The sequence below is a fragment of the Bradyrhizobium sp. CCBAU 51745 genome (assembly GCF_028128715.1).
Taxonomy (GTDB): domain Bacteria; phylum Pseudomonadota; class Alphaproteobacteria; order Rhizobiales; family Xanthobacteraceae; genus Bradyrhizobium; species Bradyrhizobium manausense.
In genome coordinates, this window is sequence record NZ_LBJP01000085.1 from 148,356 (window position 1) to 169,782 (window position 21,427).

Below are 21,427 nucleotides of genomic sequence, written 5' to 3' on the forward strand. Positions count from 1 at the left end.
TGGAGGCAGCCCTGGCGGCTACAGCCCCAGATACGCCTTGCGCACGTCCGGATTGCCCTTGATCTCCGCCGACGGGCCCTGCATCAGCACGCGGCCGGTTTGCAGGATGTAGGCGCGGTCGGCGATCTCCAGGCATTCGGCCATGCGCTGCTCGACAATCAGGACGGTCATGCCGGAATCCCGGATCAGCTTCACCGCCTGAAAAATCTCGTCGACCAGTTTGGGCATGATGCCCTGCGAGGGCTCGTCCAGCATCAACAGCCGCGGCCGTGTCATCAAGGCGCGTCCAATGGCGAGCATCTGCTGCTCGCCGCCGGAGAGCGTTTCGGCGCGCTGCTCGAGCCGTTCGGACAGGCGCGGAAACAGCTTGAAGACCAGATCGAGCGGTTCTTCGCGGTTGGCCTCGCCGCGATAGAGATAGCTGCCGAGGCGCAAATTGTCGCGCACGGACAGACGCGGGAACAGGCGGCGGTTCTCCGGCACATAGGCAATGCCAGCGGCCGTGATGTGATGCTGCGCCATGCCGTTGAGCAGCTTGCCGTCGAAGGTCACGGTGCCCGAGCGCGGACGCTCGGCACCGGCGATCGATTTGAGCAGCGTCGACTTGCCGGCACCGTTGGCCCCGGCGACACAGACGATCTCGCCCTTGCTGACCTCGATACTGACCGCGGAGATCGCGACCAGGCCCTGATAGGCGGTCGTGATTTCATGCACCGACAGCATGACGATCTCCCAGATATGCCTTGATCACCTTGGGATCGCGCACGACCTCAGAAGGCTTGCCCTCGACCAGGACCTTGCCGAGGTCGAGCACGATGGCGCGATCGACCAGCGGCATCACGATCTCCATGACATGCTCGACCATCAACACCGTGATGCCGGCATCGCGCACCTTGCGCACCAGTGCCACGCCGGTCTGCGCCTCGGTCGGCGTCAGGCCGGTGAGGACCTCGTCGAGCAGCAGCAGCTTTGGCTCGGTCGCGAGCGCGCGGGCGACTTCGAGACGGCGCTTCTCGGCCGGCACCAGATCGCTCGCGAGCACGTCGGCGCGCGCGGCAAGGCCGGTGAACTCCAGCACCTGGTGCGCCTTGCGGCGCGCCTCACGCATCACCGTGTTGCGGACGAGCGCACCGACAATGACGTTGTCGATCACGGTCATGGTCTCAAAACTCTTGACCACCTGGAAGGTGCGCCCCACCCCGCGCTGGCAGCGCTCGGCCGCCGGCAGATGGGTGACGTCCTCGCCGTCGAACCAGATCGAGCCCTGCGTCGGCGGCAGAACGCCGGCAATGAGATTGAACAACGTCGACTTGCCGGCGCCGTTGGGACCGATCAGGCCGACGATCTCGCCGCGACCGACCGAGATTGAGACATCGCTGTTGGCGACGAGGCCGCCGAACCGCTGCCAGACGCCCCGGGTTTCAAGGAGCGCGGTCATCGCGTGGCTCCTTTCGCTTTCGAACGAGAGAGCAGGCTCACAAGTCCCTGCGGCAGCGCCAGCGATATCAAGACGATCAGCGTGCCGTAGACGATGAGATCCACGCCGCGGCCGGAGCCGCCGATATAGGAGCGCGTCAGCTCCGTCATCGGGATCAGGATGGCCGCGCCAAGCACCGGCCCCCACAGCGTGCCAATGCCGCCGAGCACAGCCGGCAGCGCCATCAGCAGCGAGAACTGGAAGCCCATCACGCTTTCAGGATCGATATAGGCGAGGAACTGCGCGTAGAAGGCGCCGCCGACGGCGACGAGGAACGCGGAGACCGCCGCCGCCCCCATCTTGGAATTGAACACGACGACGCCCAGGCTCTCGGCCGCTTCCGGATTGTCCTTGACCGCGCGCCACCAGAAGCCCCATTTGGAGTCCTCCAGCCACCAGGTGACGAACCAGGCGATGCAGCACAGCGCCAGCGCGAAATAGAAATACGGCAGCTTGCTGCGCATGAACTGGAATTTCAGCCAGCTGTCGCCGCGTACCGGAATGGTGATCCCCATCGCAGCGCCCGCCCATTCCCAGTTCTGGAACAGCAGGAGCCCGATCTCGGCGATGACGATGGTCGCGATCACGAAGTAATGGCCGCGGAGGCGAAAGAAGGGATAGCCGAGCCCCATCGCGATAACAGCCGCGATCCCGCCGCCCGCCAGCATGCCGAACCATGGCAACACGCCGAACTTGGTGAACAGCAGCTCGGTGGTGTAGGCGCCGATGCCGAAATAGAGCGCGTGGCCCAGCGAGATCTGTCCGCAATAGCCGGAGAGGATGTTCCAGCTCTGCGACAGCGCCGCATACATCAAGGTCAGGACCAGGATGTTCTGTACATAGACGTTCTTGACGAACAGCGGCGCGAGCGCGGCAAGCGCGGCCAGCACCGCGGCAATGATGAGATCGCGGCGGCGCCGCGCGGCAAAATTCTTGTCCATCACATCGACCCGAACAGGCCACGCGGCCGAATGAAGACGACGAGCAGGTACACGGCATAGATGCCGACCGACTTCAGCGACGGCGGCAGCATCAGGGCGGTGACCGCTTCAACCAGGCCGACAATGATGCCGCCGGCAAAGGCGCCGAACACACTGCCGAAGCCACCGAGCGCCACCGTGACATAGGCGATCAGCGCAAAGGACGCGCCCACGTCGGGGTAGATATAGAAGAACACCGCCATGATCGCGCCGGCGAGACCGACCAGCGCAGCGCCAAGGCCCCAGCCGAATGCGAAGACGCGGTTCTTGTCGATGCCGACCAGTGCGACCGCACCGGGATCTTCGCGCGTAGCCTCCAGCGCGCGGCCGAAATCGGTGCGATGGATGAAGAAGTAGAGGCCGGCAAAGGCGGCGATCGAGACCAGCGCACCGACCAGCTGGGGCTCCGGCAGGAAGATGCCCGCAACCGAGACGGTTTTGCCGCCGAGCCAGGACTGCGGAATGCTGCGATAGTCCGGCGTGAAGAACAGCTGGGCCAGTCCGCGCATGACGATGGCGAGACCGAACGTGGTGAAGATCTGCACCATGCCGGCATTGGTCTTGGCCCGCATCGCGAACCGTACGATCAACAGGTAGATCACCGCGCCGAACACGAACATCGCAGCCGCGACCAGCGGTGCCGAGAGCAAGGGATCGATGGCGAAAAACGCGAACAGGAAGAAGGACGCGTACATCGCGATCATCAGGAACTCGCCATGGGCGAAGTTCGTGACGTCCATCAGGCCGAAGATCAGCGCGAGGCCGACGGCGATCAGTCCGTAGAGCAGGCCCATCAACAGGCCGCTCGCGAGACTTTGGACAATGGTTTCGACTGTCAGCAACTTGTCCCCCAGAAAAAGCCCTCACCCCGAGGGGCGACATCGAACGCGCATCGCAAAGGACGGGCGTGCCCTCGTCTTAGCCGACGCGGCCCTCCGCCTTACTCCCCATGACCAGGATCGGAAGCTATCGTGCGAGCTTCCGATTCTTTCCTCACTTCATCGGCCAGACAGCTTCGGCTACCGCCGCCTGCGCCGGGAAGATGGTAACGAACTTGCCGCCGATATATTGCAGCAGCACCGGATCGGCGTCGTTGTTCTGGCCCATGTCATCGAACTTGACCCGCTTCCAAGGCATGATGGTCTGCTCGCCCGGAATGTCGGTTGCAGCCATCGCATCGCGGATCTTCTCGCCGTCAGTCGACTTGGCGCGGTTGATGGCGTCCGCAATCACGATCATCGCCATGAATTGCCGCGACGTGTTGTCGTTGAGATCCTTGCCCGACTTCGCCTTGAACAGATCGTTGATCTTGCCGACCATCGGCCGCTTGGCGGCGAGATCGAGCGAGAAGCTGCCGCGGGTGATCGCGCCGTCGAGCTTGTCGCCGACGGCATCGTAAAGGGCCTTTTCGGAGAAGCCGGCCGCCTGGGCCAGGATCGCGTTCGGCTTGTAGCCGAGCTCGGCCATGGTCTTGACCAGCAGGATGCCGTCCGTGGTGTAGCTCGAGGGCAGCAACACGTCGGCATTGGCGGCCTTGAGCTGCTGGACTTCAGCCGACAGCGACGGCGAGTTGGCGCGGTACTTGATGTCGGCGACGATCTTGTAGCCACGCTCGGTTGCGAGCTTGGTCTGGGCGTTGGCGGAGTCGGTGCCGAAGATCGTGTCTTCGTGGAACAGTGCCAGCGTATCGGCCTTGACGCCCTTCTTTTTCATCGAGTCGAGGAAGTCGAACATCGCCGCCGAGAACATCTCGTCATGCGGCGAAGCGCGGAAATAGTACTTCAGCCCGCGGCGATGCAGGCTGGGCGAGGAATTGTCCGCCGACAGGAACGGGACCTGGTAACGCTCGCAGATCTGGCTGACCGTGACCGCGACCGCGCTCTGATAGGAGCCGAGCACTGCGCAAACCTTCTCCTGGGTGATCAGTCGCTCGGCTTCGGCGCGTCCCTTTTGCGGGTCGCCCTGGTGGTCGGCGTACACCATGCGGATCTTGGCACCACCGAGACCCGGCAAGCCGACGCCCTTTGCCAGCGGAAGGACGAAGTCCTGATCGTTGTTGATGATGTCGATTGCGGTCTCGAATGCGCGCTGCGCATCGACACCGACCTGGGCGCCGGCACCCGACAGGGGATAGGTCGCGCCGATCACCACCTCGGACGTTTGCGCGCGTGCGGCTAGCGGCAGCAGTGCGGCAGCGGCGGTGGCTCCGAGCAGAACGTCGCGGCGAGTGATCGTCATTGGCTAAGTCCCCTGTTATTCGCGCGTATCGAATGAAACGATTGGCAAACTGCGTAAAGCCCGAAGAAGCAGCAAACGCTGCCTACTAAATCACGGCCATGTTCCTGTTCTTCAGATCCGTCACCAGCATCAAGCCGGGCGAATGCGTGATTGCGAAAGGTAGCTTGGCGGCGTTGATCACCGATTGCGGCGTCACGCCGCAGGCCCAGAACACCGGAATCTCGTCATCGGCAACAGGTACGGGATCACCATAATCAGGCTTGGCGATATCCTTGATGCCGATCAAATGCGGATGGCCGAGATGCACGGGGGCACCGTGCACGGCCGGATAGCGCGAGGTGATCTGCACCGCGCGGATCGCATCGGCCGGCTTGAACGGACGCATCGAGACCACCATCGGGCCGGCGAACGGCCCTGCTTCGCCACAGGCGATGTTGGTGCGGTACATCGGAACGCGCACGTTCTCTTCGATGTGACGGATCGGCATGCCCTCGTCGAGCAACGCCTCTTCGAACGAGAACGAGCAGCCGAGTACGAAGGTCACGAGATCGTCGCGCCAATAGCTGGTGACATCGGTAGGCTCGTCCACGACCTCGCCGTCACGCCAGACACGGTAGCGCGGCACGTCGGTGCGGATGTCGAGGTCGGCGCCAAGCGCGGGGATGTAGGGGCTGCCGACATCAGACATGCCGATGATCGGGCACGGTTTCGGATTGAGCTGGCAGAAGCGGTGGAAGGCGCTGGCGTATTCGGCGGGAAGGATCGCCAGATTGCCCTGGACGAAGCCAGGGGCGACCCCTGCGGTGGATCCGACCTGGCCGCCGCGATAGGCCAGCCGCGCCTGGCGGCTCGGGAGCGTGTCGGGCGTTTCAGTTTGCTGCACTGCCACCAAAACAGTCATTTCATCGACCTGCCTATGAACTCGACAAGCCTAGCCAACATCAAGCATACTATAAAGTCTAATCGTCCTTTTTAATCGATATCGATAAAGTAACTTTATCGATCGGGAAAATCCTTCCAATGCTGGACTTCAGGTCGATCGAAACCTTCCTCTGGGTTGTGAAGCTCGGCAGCTTCCGCGGCGCCGCGGCGCGGCTCAATACCACCCAGCCGGCGATCTCCCAACGCATCGCCCAGCTCGAACGCGAGATGGGCGTCAAGCTCCTGAACCGCGACCATCGCGTGGCCTCGCCGACCCCGAGCGGCCGGCAGATGATGGTCTACGCCGAGAAGCTGATCGGCTTGCGCGCCGCGATGATGGCCGAGATCGGCGATCGCTCTGCCATGCGCGGCGTGATGCGGCTCGGTGTCGCCGAGACCATCGTGCACACCTGGCTGCCGCGGCTGGTAAAGAGCGTCAACGAGATCTATCCGAACCTGTCGCTGGAGATCGAGGTCGACATCACGCCGAACCTCACCGCGCGATTGCTCGCGCAAGAGATCGAGCTCGCTTTCGTGGTCGGACCGCTGTCGGCCTCGGGCGTGCACAACCGCATGCTCGCCGACTATCCGATCGGCTTTCTCGCCAGCCCGTCACTCGGGCTTGGCCACGGGCCTGTCACGCTCGCCGATCTCGCGCGGTTTCCGATCATCACCTTCCCGCGCAAGACCAGGCCCTACGAGGTGGTACGCGAGGTGTTCGACCGGCCCGACTTGCCGCCGATCCGTCTTCACGCCTCCGCCTCGCTCGCCACCGTGATCCACATGGCGGTGGAAGGCCTCGGCATCGCCGTGATCCCCGACGCCATCGTCGAGAACGAGCTCGCCGACGGCCGGCTGCAATTGCTCGACACCGACCTTCAGATCGCACCGCTGACATTCACGGCGAGCTGGCTCGCCTCCCCCGACGTCGTCGCAGTGCAGCGCGTCGCCGAGCTTGCATGTCAGATTGCGCAGAGCAGCCTCGCGGTTGACGCGCCCGCGCTGGCGCGTCATTGAAAAAGGCGCCGGACAACCTTTCCCGTCCTTCCGGGATGGTGCGCAAGCACCAGACCCGGAATCTCGAGATTCCGGGTTCGATGCTTCGCATCGCCCCGGAATGACAGCGAATAATGGAAGAGACGCATGAGCCGAGCCGCGACCAACCTTCAAATCGATTCCGCCCGCCTTTGGGGCTCCATCCACGAGACCGCGCAATTCGGCGCGACGGCCAAAGGCGGTGTGCGGCGGCTGACGCTCAGCCGCGAAGACAAGCAGGTTCGCGACTGGTTCCGAAAGGCTTGCGAAGACGCCGGGCTTGAGGTTCACACCGATGCGCTCGGCTCGCAATTCGGCCTGCGCAAGGGCCGCGACATGTCGAAGCTGCCCGTCGGCATCGGCTCGCATCTCGACACCCAGCCGACCGGCGGCAAGTATGACGGCATTCTGGGAACGCTCGGCGCGCTCGAGGTGATCCGGACGCTGAACGACGCCGGTATCGAGACCGAAGCGCCGATCTGCATCGTCAACTGGACCAATGAAGAAGGCTCGCGCTTCGCACCGGCAATGATGGCGTCCGCCGCTTACGTCGGCGATTTCACCACCGACGATATCCTGTCGCGCAAGGACATCGACGGCACCACCGTCGGCCAGGCGCTCGACAGCATCGGCTACCGCGGCGACAAGCCGGTCGGCTTCCTGAAACTCGGCTGCTTTGTCGAGCTGCACATCGAGCAGGGACCAATCCTCGAAGCCGAGGGCAAGACCATCGGCGTGGTCGATTCCGGCCAGGGCGTGCTGTGGTACGACGGCAAGATTTCCGGCTTCGAGAGCCATGCGGGATCGACCCCGATGCCGCTGCGGCGCGATGCGCTGGCGACACTGTCGGAGATCGTGCTGGCAATGGAGGCCATCGCGAAGAAGCACGGACCAAACGCCGTCGGCACCATCGGCGAAGCCGTGATCGCAAAGCCCTCGCGCAACGTCATTCCCGGCGAGATCGCCTTCACCATGGATTGCCGCAGCGCCGATGGCGCGATCATGGATGCGCTCGATCGGGACTTACGCGCCGCCATCGCCGAGATCGCTGCACGCCGCAAGGTCGAGGTCAAGATCGATCTGGTCTGGCGCAAGGCACCGACACATTTCGATCCGAAGCTGATCGCCGCGGTCGAGAATGCCGCCAAGACGCTCGGCTACTCCTCCCGCCGCATTACCTCCGGTGCCGGCCACGACGCCTGCAACCTCAACACCATCATGCCGGCAGCGATGGTCTTCGTCCCCTGCAAGGACGGCGTCAGCCACAACGAGCTGGAAGACGCCACGCAGCCCGACTGCGCCGCGGGCACCAACGTGCTGATGCACACCGTGCTGGCGGTTGCCGGCGTCGCATCCTGATCGGAGATAGACATGCGCGGAGTTTTCGTCGACGCCAATGAGGCGCTCGCCGTCATCATGGAGCGGCTGGAGAAGCCCGGTGATCCCAAGGTTCGCATCCACAGGGATCCCGACATCAAGCCCGAGCAATATCCTGAGATCCTCGACGGCGCCGAGATCGCGATTGTCGACCACACGGCGCTTCCGACCGAGGTTGCGAAGAAGTGCACGGGGCTGAAGCACGTCGTATTCCTTGGCACCGGCGCACGCAGCTACATGAACCCGGAGGAGCTCGCCGAGCTCGGCATCTCCGTGCATCTGATCAAGGGTTATGGCGACACGGCGGTGGCGGAATCCGCGGTCGCTCTGATGTGGGCCTCCGCCCGCGTCATCGCGATGATGGACCGCGAGATGCGCGCCGGAAACTGGCTGCGCGAGGGCGGCATGCAGCTCACCGGCAAGACGCTCGGCCTGATCGGCTTCGGCGGCATCGCGGCGGAGGTCGCACGGATCGCGTCCGGCAGCGGCATGAAGGTGATCGCCTGGAACCGCTCGCCGAAGAGCCATCCGGGCGTCGAGTTCACCGATCTCGACACGCTGCTGGCGCGGAGCGACGTCGTATCCCTGCATCTGCTGCTCAACGACGAGACGCGCGGCATGATCACCCGCGAGAAGATCGCCAAGATGAAGCCGGGCGTCGTCTTCATCAACACCGCGCGCGCCGCCATCGTCGACGAGCAGGCGATGATCGATGCTTTGAACTCGGGCCATATCCGCCATGCCGGCTTAGATGTCTTCAACATCGAGCCGCTGCCGGCGAATCATCCGCTGACGAAGATTCCGAACGTGACGCTGTCGGCGCATTCCGCCTTCCGCACGCCGGAAGCGAGCGAGAACCTGATTGAGGCGGCATGGGTCCATTGCCGCCGGATCGTGAATTCGTAGGGTGGGTTAGCCCTGCAGATGCGCAGGGCGCATCTGCTAGGCATAACCCACCTCTTTGGTTCCTCGGAGACGGAAGTGGTGGGTTACGCCAAGGGACTGCGCTTCGCGCAGCCCGGGGCTAACCCACCCTACGCCCCCATCAAATCGTGAAGGGATAAGAGCAACAACAATGGCCGACTATCGCACCATCAAGGCGGAGCCGCTCACCAACGCCATCCGCGCCATCGTCAAGGCCGGCGGCTCCTCGGACCGCGAAGCCGAGCTCGTGTCGACCAACTTGGTCGAAGCCAATCTCAGGGGGCATGACTCACACGGCGTCGGCATGATCCCGCGCTATGTCCAGAGCGTCGTCAATGGCGGCCTCGCCGTGAACGCGCACGTCAAGATCGTGCTCGACACCGGTCCGCTGCTCACCCTCGACGGCCTCACCGGCTACGGCCAGGTGATCGGCCATGAAGCGATGGAGCTCGCGGCCGCGCGCGCCAAGCAGAACGGCGTGTGTCTCGTCGGCCTCTCCAATTCGCACCACATCGGCCGCATCGGCCACTGGGCCGAGCAGTGCATCGACCACGGCCTCGTCTCGATCCACTTCGTCAACGTGATCTCGCGCCCGATCGTGGCGCCCTGGGGCGGCAGCGATGCGCGCCACGGCACCAACCCGTTCTGCGTCGGCATTCCCCGCAGGGGTAAGGAGCCGATCGTGCTCGACTTCGCCACCAGCCGGATCGCGCAGGGCAAGACCCGCGTCGCCCACAACAAGGGCGCCGAGCTCGAGCCCGGCACCATCATCGATCATGAGGGCAAGCCGACCGTCAATCCGCGCTACACCGTGATCCCGCCATACGGCGCCATCCTGCCATTCGGCGAACACAAGGGTTCGGGGCTCGCGCTGGTTTGCGAAATTCTTGGCGGTGCGCTCTCCGGCGGACAGGTGGTCAAGGGCCCGTCAGACGGCAAGTACAACGTCATCAACGGCATGCTCTCGATCATCATCGATCCAGCCAAGCTCGGCACCGCGGAGAATCTTGCACGCGAGGTCGAAAGCTTCGTCGCCTGGCACACCGGCTCGCCTCCCGGCCCCGGCGTCGACAAGGTCAAGATCGCCGGTGAACCCGAGCGCGAGACCAAGAAGAAGCGGCTCGCGGAAGGCATTCCGGTCGATCCGACCACCTGGCACGAGATCATCGAGGCCGGAAAGAAGTTCGGGCTGGACCAGGCGGCGATCGAGAAGATCGCGGGCTAGCTACGACCGAAGCTTATGTTTTAATCGTAGGGTGGGTTAGTCGTGCAGAAGCGCGAAGCGCATCTGCGCGACGTAACCCACCCTGTTCGTATCCGCGGGAACAGAAGAGGTGGGTTGCGCCCAGCGGACCACGCTTCGCGCGGCGCGCAGGGCCAACCCACCCTACGCAGGGTCACCCGCCTCAGTCCACCATATCCGCAACCGCCTTGCCGCAAGCCGTGGTATCGGCATTGCCGCCGAGATCCTTGGTGCGCAGCGTACGTTCTGCCAGCGTGCGCTCGATCGCCTCGACGATCGATTTGCCGGCTTCCTTCTCGCCGAGATGCTCGAACATCATCGCACCGGACCAGATCATGCCGATCGGGTTGGCGATGCCCTGCCCCGCGATGTCAGGCGCCGAGCCGTGCACCGGCTCGAACACCGAGGGGAAATTGCCTTCAGGGTTGATGTTGCCCGACGGCGCGATGCCGATGGTGCCGGTGCAGGCCGGGCCGAGATCGGAGAGGATGTCGCCGAACAGGTTGGAGCCGACGACGACGTCGAACCAGTCAGGGTGCAGCACGAAGTTCGCGGTGAGAATGTCGATGTGGTACTTGTCCCACTTCACGGACGGATACTTCTTGGCCATCGCCTCCACGCGCTCGTCCCAATAGGGCATGGTGATGGAAATGCCGTTCGACTTGGTCGCCGAGGTCAGGTGCTTCTTCGGCCGCGACTGGGCGAGCTCGAAGGCGAATTTCAGGATGCGGTCGACGCCGGTGCGGGTCATCACCGTCTGCTGCGTCACGAACTCCCGGTCGGTGTCGGGGAACATGCGGCCCCCGACCGAGGAATATTCGCCTTCGGTGTTCTCGCGCACCACCCAGAAATCGATGTCGCCGGGCTTGCGGCCCGCCAGCGGCGACGGCACGCCGGGCATCAGCCGCACCGGGCGCAAATTCACATATTGGTCGAACTCGCGGCGGAACTTGATCAGCGAGCCCCACAGCGAGACGTGATCCGGAATCTTCGCCGGCCAGCCGACCGCGCCGAAATAGATCGCGTCGTGCTTGCCGATCTTCTCCTTCCAGTCCTCAGGCATCATCTGGCCGTGCTTCTCGTAATAGTCGTAGGACGAGAAGTCGAAATGATCGAAATGCAAGGACACGCCGTGCTTTTTCGCCGCCGCCTCCAGAACGCGCAGGCCCTCCGGCATCACTTCCTTGCCGATGCCGTCGCCGGGAATGACCGCGATGCGGTATTGTTTCTTGCTCATCGAGAACGTCCTTGGTTGGTCCGGCAGCCGCCGTCGTTTTGACCGCACTGCAATGGACCAAAGTCGGCAGCAGTGCAACGCTGCACTGCAATGTTGACCGTGGCGCAACCGAACGCCTACTGATTTCATCCGGTACCCATTCTGCGAGTAGCTCCCATGGATCTGCATCTGCGTGGCAAGCGCGTCCTGATCACAGGCGCGTCCAAGGGCATTGGCGCCGCCGCCGCCGAGGCGTTTGCCGAGGAAGGCGCAAACCTCCTGCTCGCCGCCCGCAGCGGCGATCAGCTCAAGGCGCTGGCCGACCGCCTGCGCTCCGCGCATCAGATCGATGCCGCGACGAGTGTCGTGGATCTGCGCAAGGAAGAGGACGTGGCACGGCTCGCCAAGGACGCCGCCGATATCGACGTGCTCGTCAACAATGCCGGCGATATCCCCGGCGGCTCCATCGACAAGATCGATGAAGCGACCTGGCGCCACGCCTGGGATTTGAAGGTGTTCGGCTACATCAACCTGACGCGGCATATCTACGCGCAGATGAAGGCCAAGGGCGGCGGCGTCATCGTCAACGACATCGGCGCAGCCGGCGAAAAGTTCGACGCCAATTACATCTGCGGCAGCGCCGGCAATGCCGCGCTGATGGCCTTCACCCGGGCGCTCGGAAGCAAGAGCCTTGCCGACAATATCCGAGTGGTCGGCATCAATCCCGGTCCCGTCGGCACCGATCGCCACGTCAGCTTGCTCAAGACCCGCGCAAAACACCAGTTCGGCGATGAGAGCCGCTACAAGGAATTCCAGAAAGGCCTGCCGCTCGGCCGCCCCGCGCATGCGCGCGAGATCGGCGACCTCATGGCGTTCCTGGCATCGGATCGCGCCGGCTATACGTCCGGCGTGATCTACACGGTGGACGGCGGCATCAGCGCCGGCTGGAGCTAACTCTGTCCTCGTCATTGCGAGCGCAGCGAAGCAATCCAGACTGTCCCCGCGGATCCATTTCTGGATTGCTTCGCCGCGCTCGCAATGATGAACTCAAATAAGCACAGGAGCTAAATACTTGTCTCAAGACCTGATCCGCGAAACCGCGTGCACCGTCGTCGACATCTTGCGCTCCGGCGACGTCTCTCCGCTCGAGCTGCTGGAGGTGCTGGAGAAGCGCGTCAAGGATGTCGACGGCAAGGTGAACGCGTTGCCGATACTGTGCTTCGATCGCGCGCGGACGCACGCGAAGGCCCTGATGCAGAAGCCGGCCGGTGCGCGCGGGCTGCTGGCGGGGCTGCCGGTGCCGATCAAGGACCTGACCGATGTCGCAGGCGTGCTGAACACGCAGGGCTCGCCGATCTTCAAGGACAACATCCCAGCCAAGTCCGACCTCATGGTCGAGAACCTCGAAGCCAATGGCGCGGTGGTCTACGCAAAATCCAACACGCCGGAGTTCGGCGCCGGCGCCAACACCTTCAACGACGTGTTCGGCGCGACGCTCAATCCCTGGGACACGACGAAATCGGCGGCAGGCTCGTCAGGCGGCGCGGCCGTGGCGCTCGCCACCGGCATGGCGTGGCTCGCAGAAGGTTCCGACATGGGCGGCTCCTTGCGCAGCCCGGCGGCTTTCTGCGGCGTTGTCGGCATGCGGCCGAGCATCGGCCGCGTCGCGCATACGCCCAAGTCGGCCATCAACCGCAATCTCGGCGTGGTCGGCCCGATGGCGCGCAATGTCGAGGATCTCGCGCTGCTGTTAGATGCCATGAGCGGCGACTATGCGGAGGATCCGCTCTCGCTGCCGGCACCCACAACCTCGTTCCTGTCGGCGGCGCAATCGCCCAAAAAGCCGAAACGCATCGCCTATTCGCCCGATCTCGGCATCACACCCGTCGATTCCGAAGTGAAGGCGATCACGCGCAAGGCCGCCGAACGCTTCGCGGAGGCCGGCGCCATCGTCGAGGAGGCGCATCCGGACTGGCGCGAGGCGCATGAATGCTTCCACGTGCTGCGCGCCTTCGATTTCGCCATCACCAAGGCCAATCTGCTGCGCACCAAGCGCGACCTGCTCAAGCCCGAGGTGATCTGGAACATCGAGGAGGGCCTCAAGCTCACGGTCGATCAGCTCGCCCGCGCCGAAGCCCAGCGTGTCGGCATGACCGCGCGCGCGATCGAGTTCTTCAAGACCTACGATCTGCTGCTGACGCCGACCACGATCGTGCCGCCCTTCCCGATCGAGCACCGCTATGTCGCCGAATGCGCCGGCAAGCGGTTCGAGAATTACATCCAGTGGCTCGGCATCGTCTACGCCATCACGCTCGCCTGCTGCCCGTCGCTGTCGCTGCCCTGCGGCTTCACCGCCTCGGGCTTACCGGTGGGTGTCCAGGTCGTCGGCGCACCGCGCGCGGATGCGAAGGTGATCGCCGGCGCGAAGGTGCTGGAGGACATTTTGGGCGTGCGCGGGCAGACGCCGATCGATCCCAGGGTGAAGTAGCCGCTCTCGTGCCCCCGACGCAGCGCAGCACTCGCGCGCTGCACCTTGTCCGGGACACGAGAAGCCTCACCTTCCCCTGGCCTCCAGGCTGCGGCTGTAGCGCGACATCGCGAAGCAAAAGACGAAATAGATCGCGGCAACGAAAATGTAGACCTCGACCGAAAACTGCTGCCAGGCCGGATCGATGATCGCGGTCTTGGCGGTCGTCAGCAGATCGAAGATGCCGATGATCAGCACCAGGCTGGTGTCCTTGAAGAACGCGATGAAGGTGTTGACCAGCGGCGGGATGACATGGCGGATCGCCTGAGGCAGCACGACCAGGCGATGTTTGCGCCAGTAGGACAGCCCGAGCGCGTCGGCCGCTTCATATTGCCCGCGTGGCACGGCCTGGAGACCGCCGCGGATCACTTCGGCAAGATAGGCCCCTGCGAACAGGATGATCGCGATCTGCGCGCGCAGCAGCTTGTCGATGTTGAACCCCGCGGGCATGAACAGCGGAAACATCACGCTCGCCATGAACAGCAGGCTGACCAGCGGCACGCCGCGGATCAGCTCGACATACAGCACCGAGAGCGAACGGATCGCCGGCAGCTTTGAGCGCCGGCCGAGCGCGACCAGAATGCCGAGCGGGAAACCGAACGCCAATCCGAACGTCGCCAGGATCAGCGTCACCGGCAAGCCGCCCCAGCGATCCTGAGAGACGAACGACAGTCCGAACAGGCCGCCCCACATCAGCACGCTGATCAGCATGAGCGCGCCGATCCAGAGATAGACCAGCTCGCGCCGCCACAGGGCGCGGCGGGTGGAGAGAAAGTACAGCGCGATGAACAGCGCGACCGACAGCGCCGGCCGCCACTGCTCGTCGAACGGATAGGTCCCGAACAGGATGAAGCGGTACTTTTCAGGAATGATCGCCCAGCAGGCACCTAAGCCGCGCACGGCCTTGCAGGCGCTGGAATCGTTGGCCGGCGTGAGCCAGACCGCGTTCGCGATGCCCCATTGCACGAAGCTGATCACGCCTTTGGCCAGCACCGCCAGCAGGATGATCGAGAGAATGCCGTTGGCGATCGACGAGAACAGATTGGTGCGCAGCCAACGCAGCACCGGGTTGCCGATTTGCGGGCGGCGGGCGGCTCGTGGCAGATCCGGCATGTCGGTGATCGCGGTCATGCTCAGCGCTCCGCCAGCGCGATGCGCGCATTGTACCAGTTCATGAAGAAGCTGATGCCAAGACTGATAGTGAGGAACACGGCCATGATCAGCGAGATCACCTCGATCGCCTGGCCGGTCTGGTTCAGCGTGGTGTTGGCCACCGAGACCACGTCCTGATAGCCGATCGCGACCGCGAGCGAGGAGTTCTTGGTCAAATTGAGATACTGGCTCGTCATCGGCGGCACGATCACGCGCAGCGCCTGCGGCAGAATGATCTGCCGCAGCATGAAGCTGCGGCGCAGGCCGAGTGCGCTGGCGGCATCCCACTGCCCGCGCGGCACCGATTGGATGCCGCTGCGCACGATCTCGGCGATGAAGGCCGAGGTGTAGGTGACGAGCGCGATCAGCAGCGCAAAATATTCCGGCGCGAGCGTCAGCCCACCGACGAAGTTGAAGCCGCGCAATTGCGGCCATTCGATCGTCCAGGACACGCCGAGCAGCAGCGACATTGCGGCCGGCAGCACGGCAATGAGGCCGAGCGCAAAGGGCCAGGCCGGGCGCGGCTTGCCGTCGCGCATCTGCTGCGCGACCAGCCATCGCCTGAGGACAAGGAACGCAATGAAGCCCAGCACGGCGGTGCCGAGCACCGAGAGCTGCGGCGACAGAATCGGGATCGCCGGCAGGATCAGGCCGCGATTGGAGAGGAACACGCCGTCGATCGGCCGCCACGCCGCGCGTGCGGCCGGCAAACCCTGCATCAGCACGTACCAGAACAGGAGCTGAAGCAGCAGCGGAATGTCGCGCAGGACCTCGACATAGACGGCGGCAAGTCGCGACAGCAGCCAATTCGCCGACAGCCGCGAGATGCCGATCAGCGTGCCCAGGATGGTCGCGAGCACGATGCCGATCACCGCGACGCGCAGCGTGTTGGCGACGCCGACGACGAAGGCCCAGAGGTAGCTGTCTCTCGGATTATACGCGAGCAGGCTGTCGGCGATCGGCATGCTGGCCTCGCGGCCGAGAAAGGCAAAGCCGGTGGTGATGCGGCGCGCCGAGAGGTTGGTGACGGTGTTGGACCAGAGGAAGACGATGACGGCAACGGCAATGCCGACCACCAGCACCTGCCAGAACAGGCCCCTCAATTCGTTTGGCCCGAGCGCGCCAAGGAAACTGCGGCGCGGCGGCGGCCTGGGATCATCTGAGGTCACAGCACAAAAATCCTTCTCGAAAACAGCGATTTCCGGCGGCGCGCATCAACTGTTGCATCAAAATCGTTTCCATGCAACAAATGTTTCATGGTCGTATCAGCGAAATCCTCGCCGTTGAGCGAACTGCGCATTGCGTTGCCATCGCTCCCCCTGCGCTTGCAGGAGGTCGGACGTTTTGTCGCGGCCAACGATTACGACGCCACCACCCGCTCGATGCGTGATCTCGCGGCGGAGGCCGGCGCCGATCCTGCCGCGTTCACGCGCCTTGCCAAGGCGATCGGCTATTCCGGCTGGGATGAATTGCGCGCGGCGCTGACCGAGGCACGGCGGCCGTCCGAGACCTCGCCGTTCTCGGCTCGCGCAAAAGGGCGCCGCCACGGCCCGCATGCCGACGTCACGCTCATCACCGACAAGCTCGAGGCCGAAGCCGCCGGCCTGCCGCGCATCTCCGCTCACGCGATCGCGGACGCGGCCCGCGCGCTGCACGATGCAAACCGAATCTGGATCACCGGTTATCGCAGCTGCCGCAGCGTCGCCGAATTGCTCAACTACGAACTCAGGCTGTTCCGGCCCGAGCAGGTGCAGATCGTCGGCGCCTCCGGCCCCGACGATCTCGATCTCGGCGCGTTCCGTCCCGGCGAGGCCGTGATCGTGATCGGCTTCATGCCCTACACCAATGCCAGCGTCCGCGTCGCACAGGCCGCCTATCACGCCAGCGCAACGCTGATCGCGATCGCCGACAGCCTGGCCGCGCCGATGGCCGAAGGCGCCGATCACGTGCTGCTGTTCGAAGCAGCCTCCTCACCCGGATTCTTCCCGAGCCTCACCGGCGCGCTCGCGATCGCGCAGTCGCTGGCCGCGGTAACGTTCTCGCTCGGCGGCACGGCCGCCAAGAAGCGCCTTCAGGATACCGAGGCGCGGCTCGCCGCAGCCTCCACCTATGTCTCGAAGAAAGGTTGACCCATGAGTCCCCCCACCACCCGCGTGCTGCACCGCTCGCTGCGAGAGACGCCGCCGAAGGCGATCGGCGGCGAAGGCGTCTATCTGTTTGGCGAGGACGGACGGCGGGTGATCGACGCTTCCGGCGGCGCGGCGGTGTCCTGCCTTGGGCATCAGCATCCGCGTGTGATCGCCGCGATGGCGAAGCAGGCCTCGACGCTCGCTTATGCGCACACTGCGTTCTTCTCCTCCGAGCCGGCCGAGGCGCTCGCCGAAAGGCTCGTCGGCGATGAGCCCGGCGGCCTCGCCTACGCCTATTTCGTCAGCGGCGGATCGGAGGCGATCGAGGCCAGCATCAAGCTCGCGCGGCAATATTTCATCGAGCGCGGCGAACCGCAGCGGCAGCATTTCATCGCACGACGCCAGAGCTATCACGGCAATACGCTCGGCGCGCTCGCCGCCGGCGGCAATGCCTGGCGCCGCGCGCCCTACGCACCGCTGCTCTCGGCCGCCTTCAGCCATGTAACACCGGCGTTTGCGTATCATGAGCAGCACGACGGCGAATCCGACGCGCAATTCGTGGCGCGCCTCGCCGCTGAGCTCGAAGCGGAGTTTCAGCGGCTTGGCCCCAACACGGTCGCCGCGTTCCTCGCCGAGCCCGTCGTCGGCGCCACCGCCGGCGCGGTGACGGCGCCGGACGGCTACTTCAGGGCCGTGCGCGAGATTTGCGACCGGCACGGCGCGCTGCTCATTCTCGACGAGGTCATGTGCGGCATGGGCCGCACCGGCACCACGCACGCCTGGCAGCAGGAAGGCGTCGCCCCTGATATCCAGGCGATCGCAAAGGGTCTTGGCGGCGGCTATCAGCCGATCGGTGCGATGCTGGCGAGCAGGGCGATCATCGACACCATCCGCGCCGGATCTGGCGCGTTCCAGCATGGCCACACTTATCTCGCACATCCCCTCGCCTGCGCAGCGGCGCTCGCCGTGCAGGACGTGATCCGCGAGGACAATCTGCTCGAGCAAGTGAAGCAGCGCGGCAAGCAGCTCGAGCAGCGGCTCACCGAGCGCTTCGGCAATCACCGCCATGTCGGCGACATCAGGGGACGCGGCCTGTTCTGGGCGATCGAGCTCGTCGCCGATCGCGCCAAGCGCACATCTTTCGATCCGGCGCTCAAGCTGAACCACAAGATCAAGGCGGAAGCGTTCGCCAACGGGCTCGGCTGCTATCCCGGCGGCGGCACCGTGGACGGCGTCCGCGGCGACCATGTGCTGCTGGCGCCACCTTATATCGCGTCTGCAGATGAGATCGACCAGATCGTCGACAAGCTCGGCATGAGCGTCGACAACGTGTTGCGTAGTGTCAATCATTGAGGGGAGAGTAGCATGATGAGGAAAGTGGTTATCGCAGCGGGCGTGCTCGCGGCATCGACGGTGGTCGCCCAGGCGGCGATGCTCGATACGGTCAAGAGCCGTGGCACGCTGGTGTGCGGCGTCAGCGCCGGCTTTGCCGGCTTCTCGGCACCGGACTCGCAGGGCAATTACAAGGGCCTCGACGTCGACTATTGCCGCGCGCTCGCCGCCGGTGTGCTCGGCGATCCCAACAAGGTGCGCTATGTCGCGCTGACCGCACAGAACCGCTTCACGGCGCTGCAGTCCGGCGAGATCGACGTGCTCTACCGCAATTCGACGCAGACGTACCTGCGCGGCGTGACGCTTGGCCTGCGCCAGGGTCCGATCAATTTCTACGACGGCCAGGGCTTTGTCGTGAAGAAGGACCTCGGCGTGAAGGAGATCAAGGATCTCAAGGGCGCCACCGTCTGCGTCGCGCAGGGCACCACGCACGAGGTCACGCTCGGCGATTACGGCCGCGCCAACGGCATCGACTGGAAGCCGCTGGTGTTCGACCGCGTCGACACCATGTATCAGACCTTCTTCGGCGGTCGCTGCGATGCCATGACCCAGGACGCCTCGGCGCTCGCCGGCGCAGTGACGACCGCGGCGCCGAACCCGGCCGACTACGTCGTGCTGCCGCAGACCATCAGCAAGGAGCCGCTCGGCCCCTTCACCCGCAATGGCGACGAGGTCTGGAGCGACATCATCACCTGGCTGCACTACGGCCTGATCGAAGCCGAGGAGCTCGGCGTCACCCAGGCCAATGTCGACGAGATGACGAAGTCGCAGACGCCCGCCATCCAGCGGCTGCTCGGCACCACCGGCGATCTCGGCTCGCGGCTTGGTCTCGACAACAAATGGCTGGTCACGGCGATCAAGGCCACCGGCAATTACGGTGAGATCTACGAGCGCAACGTCGGCAAAGCGAGCCCGCTCAAGCTCGAACGTGGCCTCAACGGCCTCTGGAGCAAGGGCGGCCTGATGTACGCAGTGCCGTTCAAGTAAAGCCGCATGTCCCGGACGCGCTGCGGCGTTCCCGGCGATGCGAAGCATCGTCCGGTACGCCGCTGCGCAGAGCCGGGGACCCAGCAGCTACAATGGGCCCCGGCTCTGCAGCGCAATACTTCGCATTGCGCTGCGTCCGGGGGCACGAGACCTCCCAGGTAGTCACGTTCAATGACGACATCTCCTCGCATCGCCCTGATTCATGCCCTCAAGCACTCCATCGCCCCGATCGAGGCGGCGTTCGCACGGGCGTGGGCGGAGGCGCGGCTGATGAACCTGCTCGACGACAGCCTGTCGGCGGATCTGGCGCGTGACGGCAAGCTTGGCGACGCCATGACGGAGCGCTTCCTCGCGCTCGGCGATTACGCCGCAGCCACGGGCGCGAACGCGATCCTGTTCACCTGCTCGGCCTTCGGCCCCTGCATCGAAGCGGTCGCGCGCGCACACGCACCGATGCCGGTGCTGAAGCCGAACGAAGCCATGATCGAGCGAGCGGTGACGATGGGCAAGCGCATCGGCCTGCTCTCCACCTTCCCGCCAACGTTGGCCTCGATGCCGCCGGAGTTTCCGGCCTCCGTCCAGATCGTGCCGAAACTCGCCGAGGGCGCGCTGGCCGCACTCGATCGCGGCGACCGCGCCATGCATGACCGGCTGATCGTCGAGGCGTCAAAAGACCTGCGCGACTGCGACGTGATCGCACTGGCCCAGTTCAGCATCGCATCATCAGCTCCGCTGGTCGCGGAGGCCACCGGCCGTCCGGTCGTGACGACGCCGGACAGCGCGGTCGAGAAGCTGAAGGGGCTGTTGAAGGCAATGCCTTAAGCGCCCGCCTTCTTGCGCCGCTGCGCGTCCTTGATCGCAACGGCGAGCGCGGCCTTCGTCTCGTTGACGAAATCCTCGACCAGCTCCTCGCGCGTGGCATGCGCGGCCTCGCCGGTGAACAGGCCCTGCGCGGCCAGCATCACCACGCCGTGCAGCGCCGCCCAGATCTTCAGCGCCTGCCGCTCGCGCAAATAGCCGACCGCGGGGGCCTCCAGCGCTTCGATCACGAGCGCAAAAGTCTCCCGCGTGGCCTCGTGCAGCTCGCTGCCCTTGGCCGCGCAAGAGACGGTGCGGGACGCAAACATCAAACGGTAGACGCCGTTACGGCGCAGACCGAAATCGAGCGTCGCCTGCGCCAGCCGTGACAATTTCGATTGCTTCGACGGCTTCGTCATGGCTTCGCGCAACATCGCGCTGAACTGCCGGAAGGCCTCGGCCGTCGCCGCGGCCAGCAACGCCTCGCGATCGGCAAAATGCCGGTAGGGTGCCGGCTGGGAGACGCCGAGCTGCTTTGCCAGCGCCTTGATGCTGATCGCTTCCGCCCCGCCCTGCTCCGCCTCGCGCAACGCGGCCTTGATCAGGGCGTCACGGAGATCGCCATGGTGGTAGGTATTCTCGGGCTTGCGGGCGAGTTGCGATCGCATGTTAGGGGCAAGCCTATAAGTTTGCGCTTGACAGGGGAAGCCTGCCGCGAATGTAATAGCATATAACTTAGAATGAGCGGCAAATGCCGCCGACAATAGACAAGAGGAACGCGCAGCCCTCGGGCTACGCGCACACGACCGAGGGAGCCGCAATGGCAGAACGACTGAAAGTTCACGTCGATCCCGACAAATGCCAGGGCCATGCACGCTGCAAGGCGCTGGCGCCTGAATTGTTCGAGCTCGACGAATACGGCAACGCCCACGAGGCCGGAGATGGCACAGTTCCGCCAGGGCTCGAAGACAAGGCCTGGCTTGCCAAATCCAACTGCCCGGAAATCGCGATCGATGTGATCGAGGAGTAGC

General features: G+C 64.6%; 21 protein-coding genes. 11 read left to right on the top strand and 10 right to left on the bottom strand.

Going from position 1 to position 21,427, the window contains the following annotated elements; translation table 11 throughout:
* Window positions 1-18: 18 nt before the first annotated feature.
* The 6 genes from XH98_RS26330 to XH98_RS26355 all read right to left on the bottom strand — a co-directional run bounded on the left by XH98_RS26330 (window position 19) and on the right by XH98_RS26355 (window position 5,596).
* On the bottom strand, window positions 19-723 hold the full coding sequence (locus XH98_RS26330; RefSeq protein ID WP_220000852.1) for an ABC transporter ATP-binding protein: 705 nt from the start codon (window positions 721-723) through the stop codon (window positions 19-21).
* On the bottom strand, window positions 707-1,438 hold the full coding sequence (locus tag XH98_RS26335) for an ABC transporter ATP-binding protein (RefSeq protein ID WP_271601895.1): 732 nt from the start codon (window positions 1,436-1,438) through the stop codon (window positions 707-709). Before XH98_RS26335 ends, XH98_RS26330 begins: the two co-directional genes overlap by 17 nt.
* The gene (locus tag XH98_RS26340) at window positions 1,435-2,418 is read right to left on the bottom strand and encodes a branched-chain amino acid ABC transporter permease (protein ID WP_220000850.1); all 984 of its coding nucleotides are present in this window, start codon (window positions 2,416-2,418) and stop codon (window positions 1,435-1,437) included. Before XH98_RS26340 ends, XH98_RS26335 begins: the two co-directional genes overlap by 4 nt.
* A complete protein-coding gene (locus XH98_RS26345) occupies window positions 2,418-3,296 on the bottom strand; it encodes a branched-chain amino acid ABC transporter permease (protein ID WP_057753786.1) in 879 nt (292 codons plus the stop codon). The genes XH98_RS26340 and XH98_RS26345 overlap by 1 nt, the downstream gene beginning before the upstream one ends.
* 154 nt (window positions 3,297-3,450) lie before the next feature.
* On the bottom strand, window positions 3,451-4,695 hold the full coding sequence (locus tag XH98_RS26350) for an ABC transporter substrate-binding protein (RefSeq protein WP_271601893.1): 1,245 nt from the start codon (window positions 4,693-4,695) through the stop codon (window positions 3,451-3,453).
* 85 nt (window positions 4,696-4,780) lie between these two features.
* Entirely contained in the window at window positions 4,781-5,596 is an 816-nt protein-coding gene (locus tag XH98_RS26355; protein ID WP_271601892.1) for a putative hydro-lyase, read from the bottom strand.
* A gap of 119 nt (window positions 5,597-5,715) precedes the next feature.
* Between XH98_RS26355 and XH98_RS26360 the strand changes: the two genes are divergently transcribed.
* The 4 genes from XH98_RS26360 (at window position 5,716) to XH98_RS26375 (ending at window position 10,177) form a co-directional block, all read left to right on the top strand.
* Window positions 5,716-6,633, top strand: a complete 918-nt coding sequence (locus tag XH98_RS26360) for a LysR family transcriptional regulator (protein WP_057753159.1) — start codon at window positions 5,716-5,718, stop codon at window positions 6,631-6,633.
* 126 nt (window positions 6,634-6,759) lie between these two features.
* Window positions 6,760-8,010: a Zn-dependent hydrolase gene (locus tag XH98_RS26365; protein ID WP_271601891.1), complete on the top strand. Its 1,251-nt coding sequence runs from the start codon at window positions 6,760-6,762 to the stop codon at window positions 8,008-8,010.
* A gap of 12 nt (window positions 8,011-8,022) precedes the next feature.
* A complete protein-coding gene (locus tag XH98_RS26370; RefSeq protein WP_271620364.1) occupies window positions 8,023-8,934 on the top strand; it encodes an NAD(P)-dependent oxidoreductase in 912 nt (303 codons plus the stop codon).
* 169 nt (window positions 8,935-9,103) lie between these two features.
* On the top strand, window positions 9,104-10,177 hold the full coding sequence (locus XH98_RS26375; protein WP_271620365.1) for a malate/lactate/ureidoglycolate dehydrogenase: 1,074 nt from the start codon (window positions 9,104-9,106) through the stop codon (window positions 10,175-10,177).
* Between the two features lie 181 nt (window positions 10,178-10,358).
* Here the strand turns inward: XH98_RS26375 and XH98_RS26380 are convergent, their stop codons facing one another.
* Window positions 10,359-11,432, bottom strand: a complete 1,074-nt coding sequence (locus XH98_RS26380; protein ID WP_271620366.1) for a tartrate dehydrogenase — start codon at window positions 11,430-11,432, stop codon at window positions 10,359-10,361.
* A gap of 156 nt (window positions 11,433-11,588) precedes the next feature.
* On the opposite strand from XH98_RS26380, the gene XH98_RS26385 reads away from it, so the two are divergent.
* Together XH98_RS26385 and XH98_RS26390 are read left to right on the top strand one after the other, a co-directional pair.
* Complete coding sequence (locus XH98_RS26385) at window positions 11,589-12,365, top strand: SDR family oxidoreductase (protein ID WP_271620367.1); 777 nt, start codon at window positions 11,589-11,591, stop codon at window positions 12,363-12,365.
* Window positions 12,366-12,483: 118 nt separating this feature from the next.
* Window positions 12,484-13,899, top strand: coding sequence for an amidase (locus XH98_RS26390; protein WP_271620368.1), 1,416 nt, complete (start codon window positions 12,484-12,486; stop codon window positions 13,897-13,899).
* A 66-nt stretch (window positions 13,900-13,965) separates the two neighbouring features.
* Here the strand turns inward: XH98_RS26390 and XH98_RS26395 are convergent, their stop codons facing one another.
* A complete protein-coding gene (locus tag XH98_RS26395; protein ID WP_271620369.1) occupies window positions 13,966-15,069 on the bottom strand; it encodes an amino acid ABC transporter permease in 1,104 nt (367 codons plus the stop codon).
* 2 nt (window positions 15,070-15,071) lie between these two features.
* The gene (locus XH98_RS26400) at window positions 15,072-16,259 is read right to left on the bottom strand and encodes an amino acid ABC transporter permease (RefSeq protein WP_271620370.1); all 1,188 of its coding nucleotides are present in this window, start codon (window positions 16,257-16,259) and stop codon (window positions 15,072-15,074) included.
* 87 nt (window positions 16,260-16,346) lie between these two features.
* Here XH98_RS26400 and XH98_RS26405 point away from each other — a divergent pair, with 87 nt between their 5' ends.
* From XH98_RS26405 to XH98_RS26420, 4 genes are all read left to right on the top strand, one after another.
* The gene (locus tag XH98_RS26405) at window positions 16,347-17,219 is read left to right on the top strand and encodes a MurR/RpiR family transcriptional regulator (RefSeq protein WP_271601883.1); all 873 of its coding nucleotides are present in this window, start codon (window positions 16,347-16,349) and stop codon (window positions 17,217-17,219) included.
* 3 nt (window positions 17,220-17,222) lie between these two features.
* Window positions 17,223-18,572, top strand: a complete 1,350-nt coding sequence (locus XH98_RS26410) for an aspartate aminotransferase family protein (RefSeq protein ID WP_271620371.1) — start codon at window positions 17,223-17,225, stop codon at window positions 18,570-18,572.
* A 12-nt stretch (window positions 18,573-18,584) separates the two neighbouring features.
* Window positions 18,585-19,598, top strand: a complete 1,014-nt coding sequence (locus XH98_RS26415; RefSeq protein ID WP_271620372.1) for an amino acid ABC transporter substrate-binding protein — start codon at window positions 18,585-18,587, stop codon at window positions 19,596-19,598.
* A 171-nt stretch (window positions 19,599-19,769) separates the two neighbouring features.
* A complete protein-coding gene (locus tag XH98_RS26420; protein ID WP_271620373.1) occupies window positions 19,770-20,420 on the top strand; it encodes an aspartate/glutamate racemase family protein in 651 nt (216 codons plus the stop codon).
* Here XH98_RS26420 and XH98_RS26425 read toward each other — a convergent pair.
* Entirely contained in the window at window positions 20,417-21,064 is a 648-nt protein-coding gene (locus XH98_RS26425) for a TetR/AcrR family transcriptional regulator (protein WP_057753181.1), read from the bottom strand. The genes XH98_RS26420 and XH98_RS26425 overlap by 4 nt on opposite strands.
* Before the next feature lie 152 nt (window positions 21,065-21,216).
* Between XH98_RS26425 and XH98_RS26430 the strand changes: the two genes are divergently transcribed.
* The gene (locus XH98_RS26430) at window positions 21,217-21,426 is read left to right on the top strand and encodes a ferredoxin (RefSeq protein ID WP_018648108.1); all 210 of its coding nucleotides are present in this window, start codon (window positions 21,217-21,219) and stop codon (window positions 21,424-21,426) included.
* The last annotated feature ends 1 nt before the right edge of the window (window position 21,427 follow it).

What these genes read in the sequence shown, in the direction of transcription:
- XH98_RS26425 (WP_057753181.1), bottom strand. Translation starts at nt 21,064, where the DNA reads ATGCGATCGCAACTCGCCCGCAAGCCCGAGAATACCTACCACCATGGC.
- XH98_RS26405 (WP_271601883.1), top strand. Translation starts at nt 16,347, where the DNA reads ATGGTCGTATCAGCGAAATCCTCGCCGTTGAGCGAACTGCGCATTGCG.
- XH98_RS26340 (WP_220000850.1), bottom strand. Translation starts at nt 2,418, where the DNA reads ATGGACAAGAATTTTGCCGCGCGGCGCCGCCGCGATCTCATCATTGCC.
- XH98_RS26335 (WP_271601895.1), bottom strand. Translation starts at nt 1,438, where the DNA reads ATGACCGCGCTCCTTGAAACCCGGGGCGTCTGGCAGCGGTTCGGCGGC.
- XH98_RS26420 (WP_271620373.1), top strand. Translation starts at nt 19,770, where the DNA reads ATGACGACATCTCCTCGCATCGCCCTGATTCATGCCCTCAAGCACTCC.
- XH98_RS26415 (WP_271620372.1), top strand. Translation starts at nt 18,585, where the DNA reads ATGATGAGGAAAGTGGTTATCGCAGCGGGCGTGCTCGCGGCATCGACG.
- XH98_RS26395 (WP_271620369.1), bottom strand. Translation starts at nt 15,069, where the DNA reads ATGACCGCGATCACCGACATGCCGGATCTGCCACGAGCCGCCCGCCGC.
- XH98_RS26380 (WP_271620366.1), bottom strand. Translation starts at nt 11,432, where the DNA reads ATGAGCAAGAAACAATACCGCATCGCGGTCATTCCCGGCGACGGCATC.
- XH98_RS26375 (WP_271620365.1), top strand. Translation starts at nt 9,104, where the DNA reads ATGGCCGACTATCGCACCATCAAGGCGGAGCCGCTCACCAACGCCATC.
- XH98_RS26360 (WP_057753159.1), top strand. Translation starts at nt 5,716, where the DNA reads ATGCTGGACTTCAGGTCGATCGAAACCTTCCTCTGGGTTGTGAAGCTC.
- XH98_RS26350 (WP_271601893.1), bottom strand. Translation starts at nt 4,695, where the DNA reads ATGACGATCACTCGCCGCGACGTTCTGCTCGGAGCCACCGCCGCTGCC.
- XH98_RS26410 (WP_271620371.1), top strand. Translation starts at nt 17,223, where the DNA reads ATGAGTCCCCCCACCACCCGCGTGCTGCACCGCTCGCTGCGAGAGACG.
- XH98_RS26365 (WP_271601891.1), top strand. Translation starts at nt 6,760, where the DNA reads ATGAGCCGAGCCGCGACCAACCTTCAAATCGATTCCGCCCGCCTTTGG.
- XH98_RS26370 (WP_271620364.1), top strand. Translation starts at nt 8,023, where the DNA reads ATGCGCGGAGTTTTCGTCGACGCCAATGAGGCGCTCGCCGTCATCATG.
- XH98_RS26355 (WP_271601892.1), bottom strand. Translation starts at nt 5,596, where the DNA reads ATGACTGTTTTGGTGGCAGTGCAGCAAACTGAAACGCCCGACACGCTC.
- XH98_RS26430 (WP_018648108.1), top strand. Translation starts at nt 21,217, where the DNA reads ATGGCAGAACGACTGAAAGTTCACGTCGATCCCGACAAATGCCAGGGC.
- XH98_RS26330 (WP_220000852.1), bottom strand. Translation starts at nt 723, where the DNA reads ATGCTGTCGGTGCATGAAATCACGACCGCCTATCAGGGCCTGGTCGCG.
- XH98_RS26385 (WP_271620367.1), top strand. Translation starts at nt 11,589, where the DNA reads ATGGATCTGCATCTGCGTGGCAAGCGCGTCCTGATCACAGGCGCGTCC.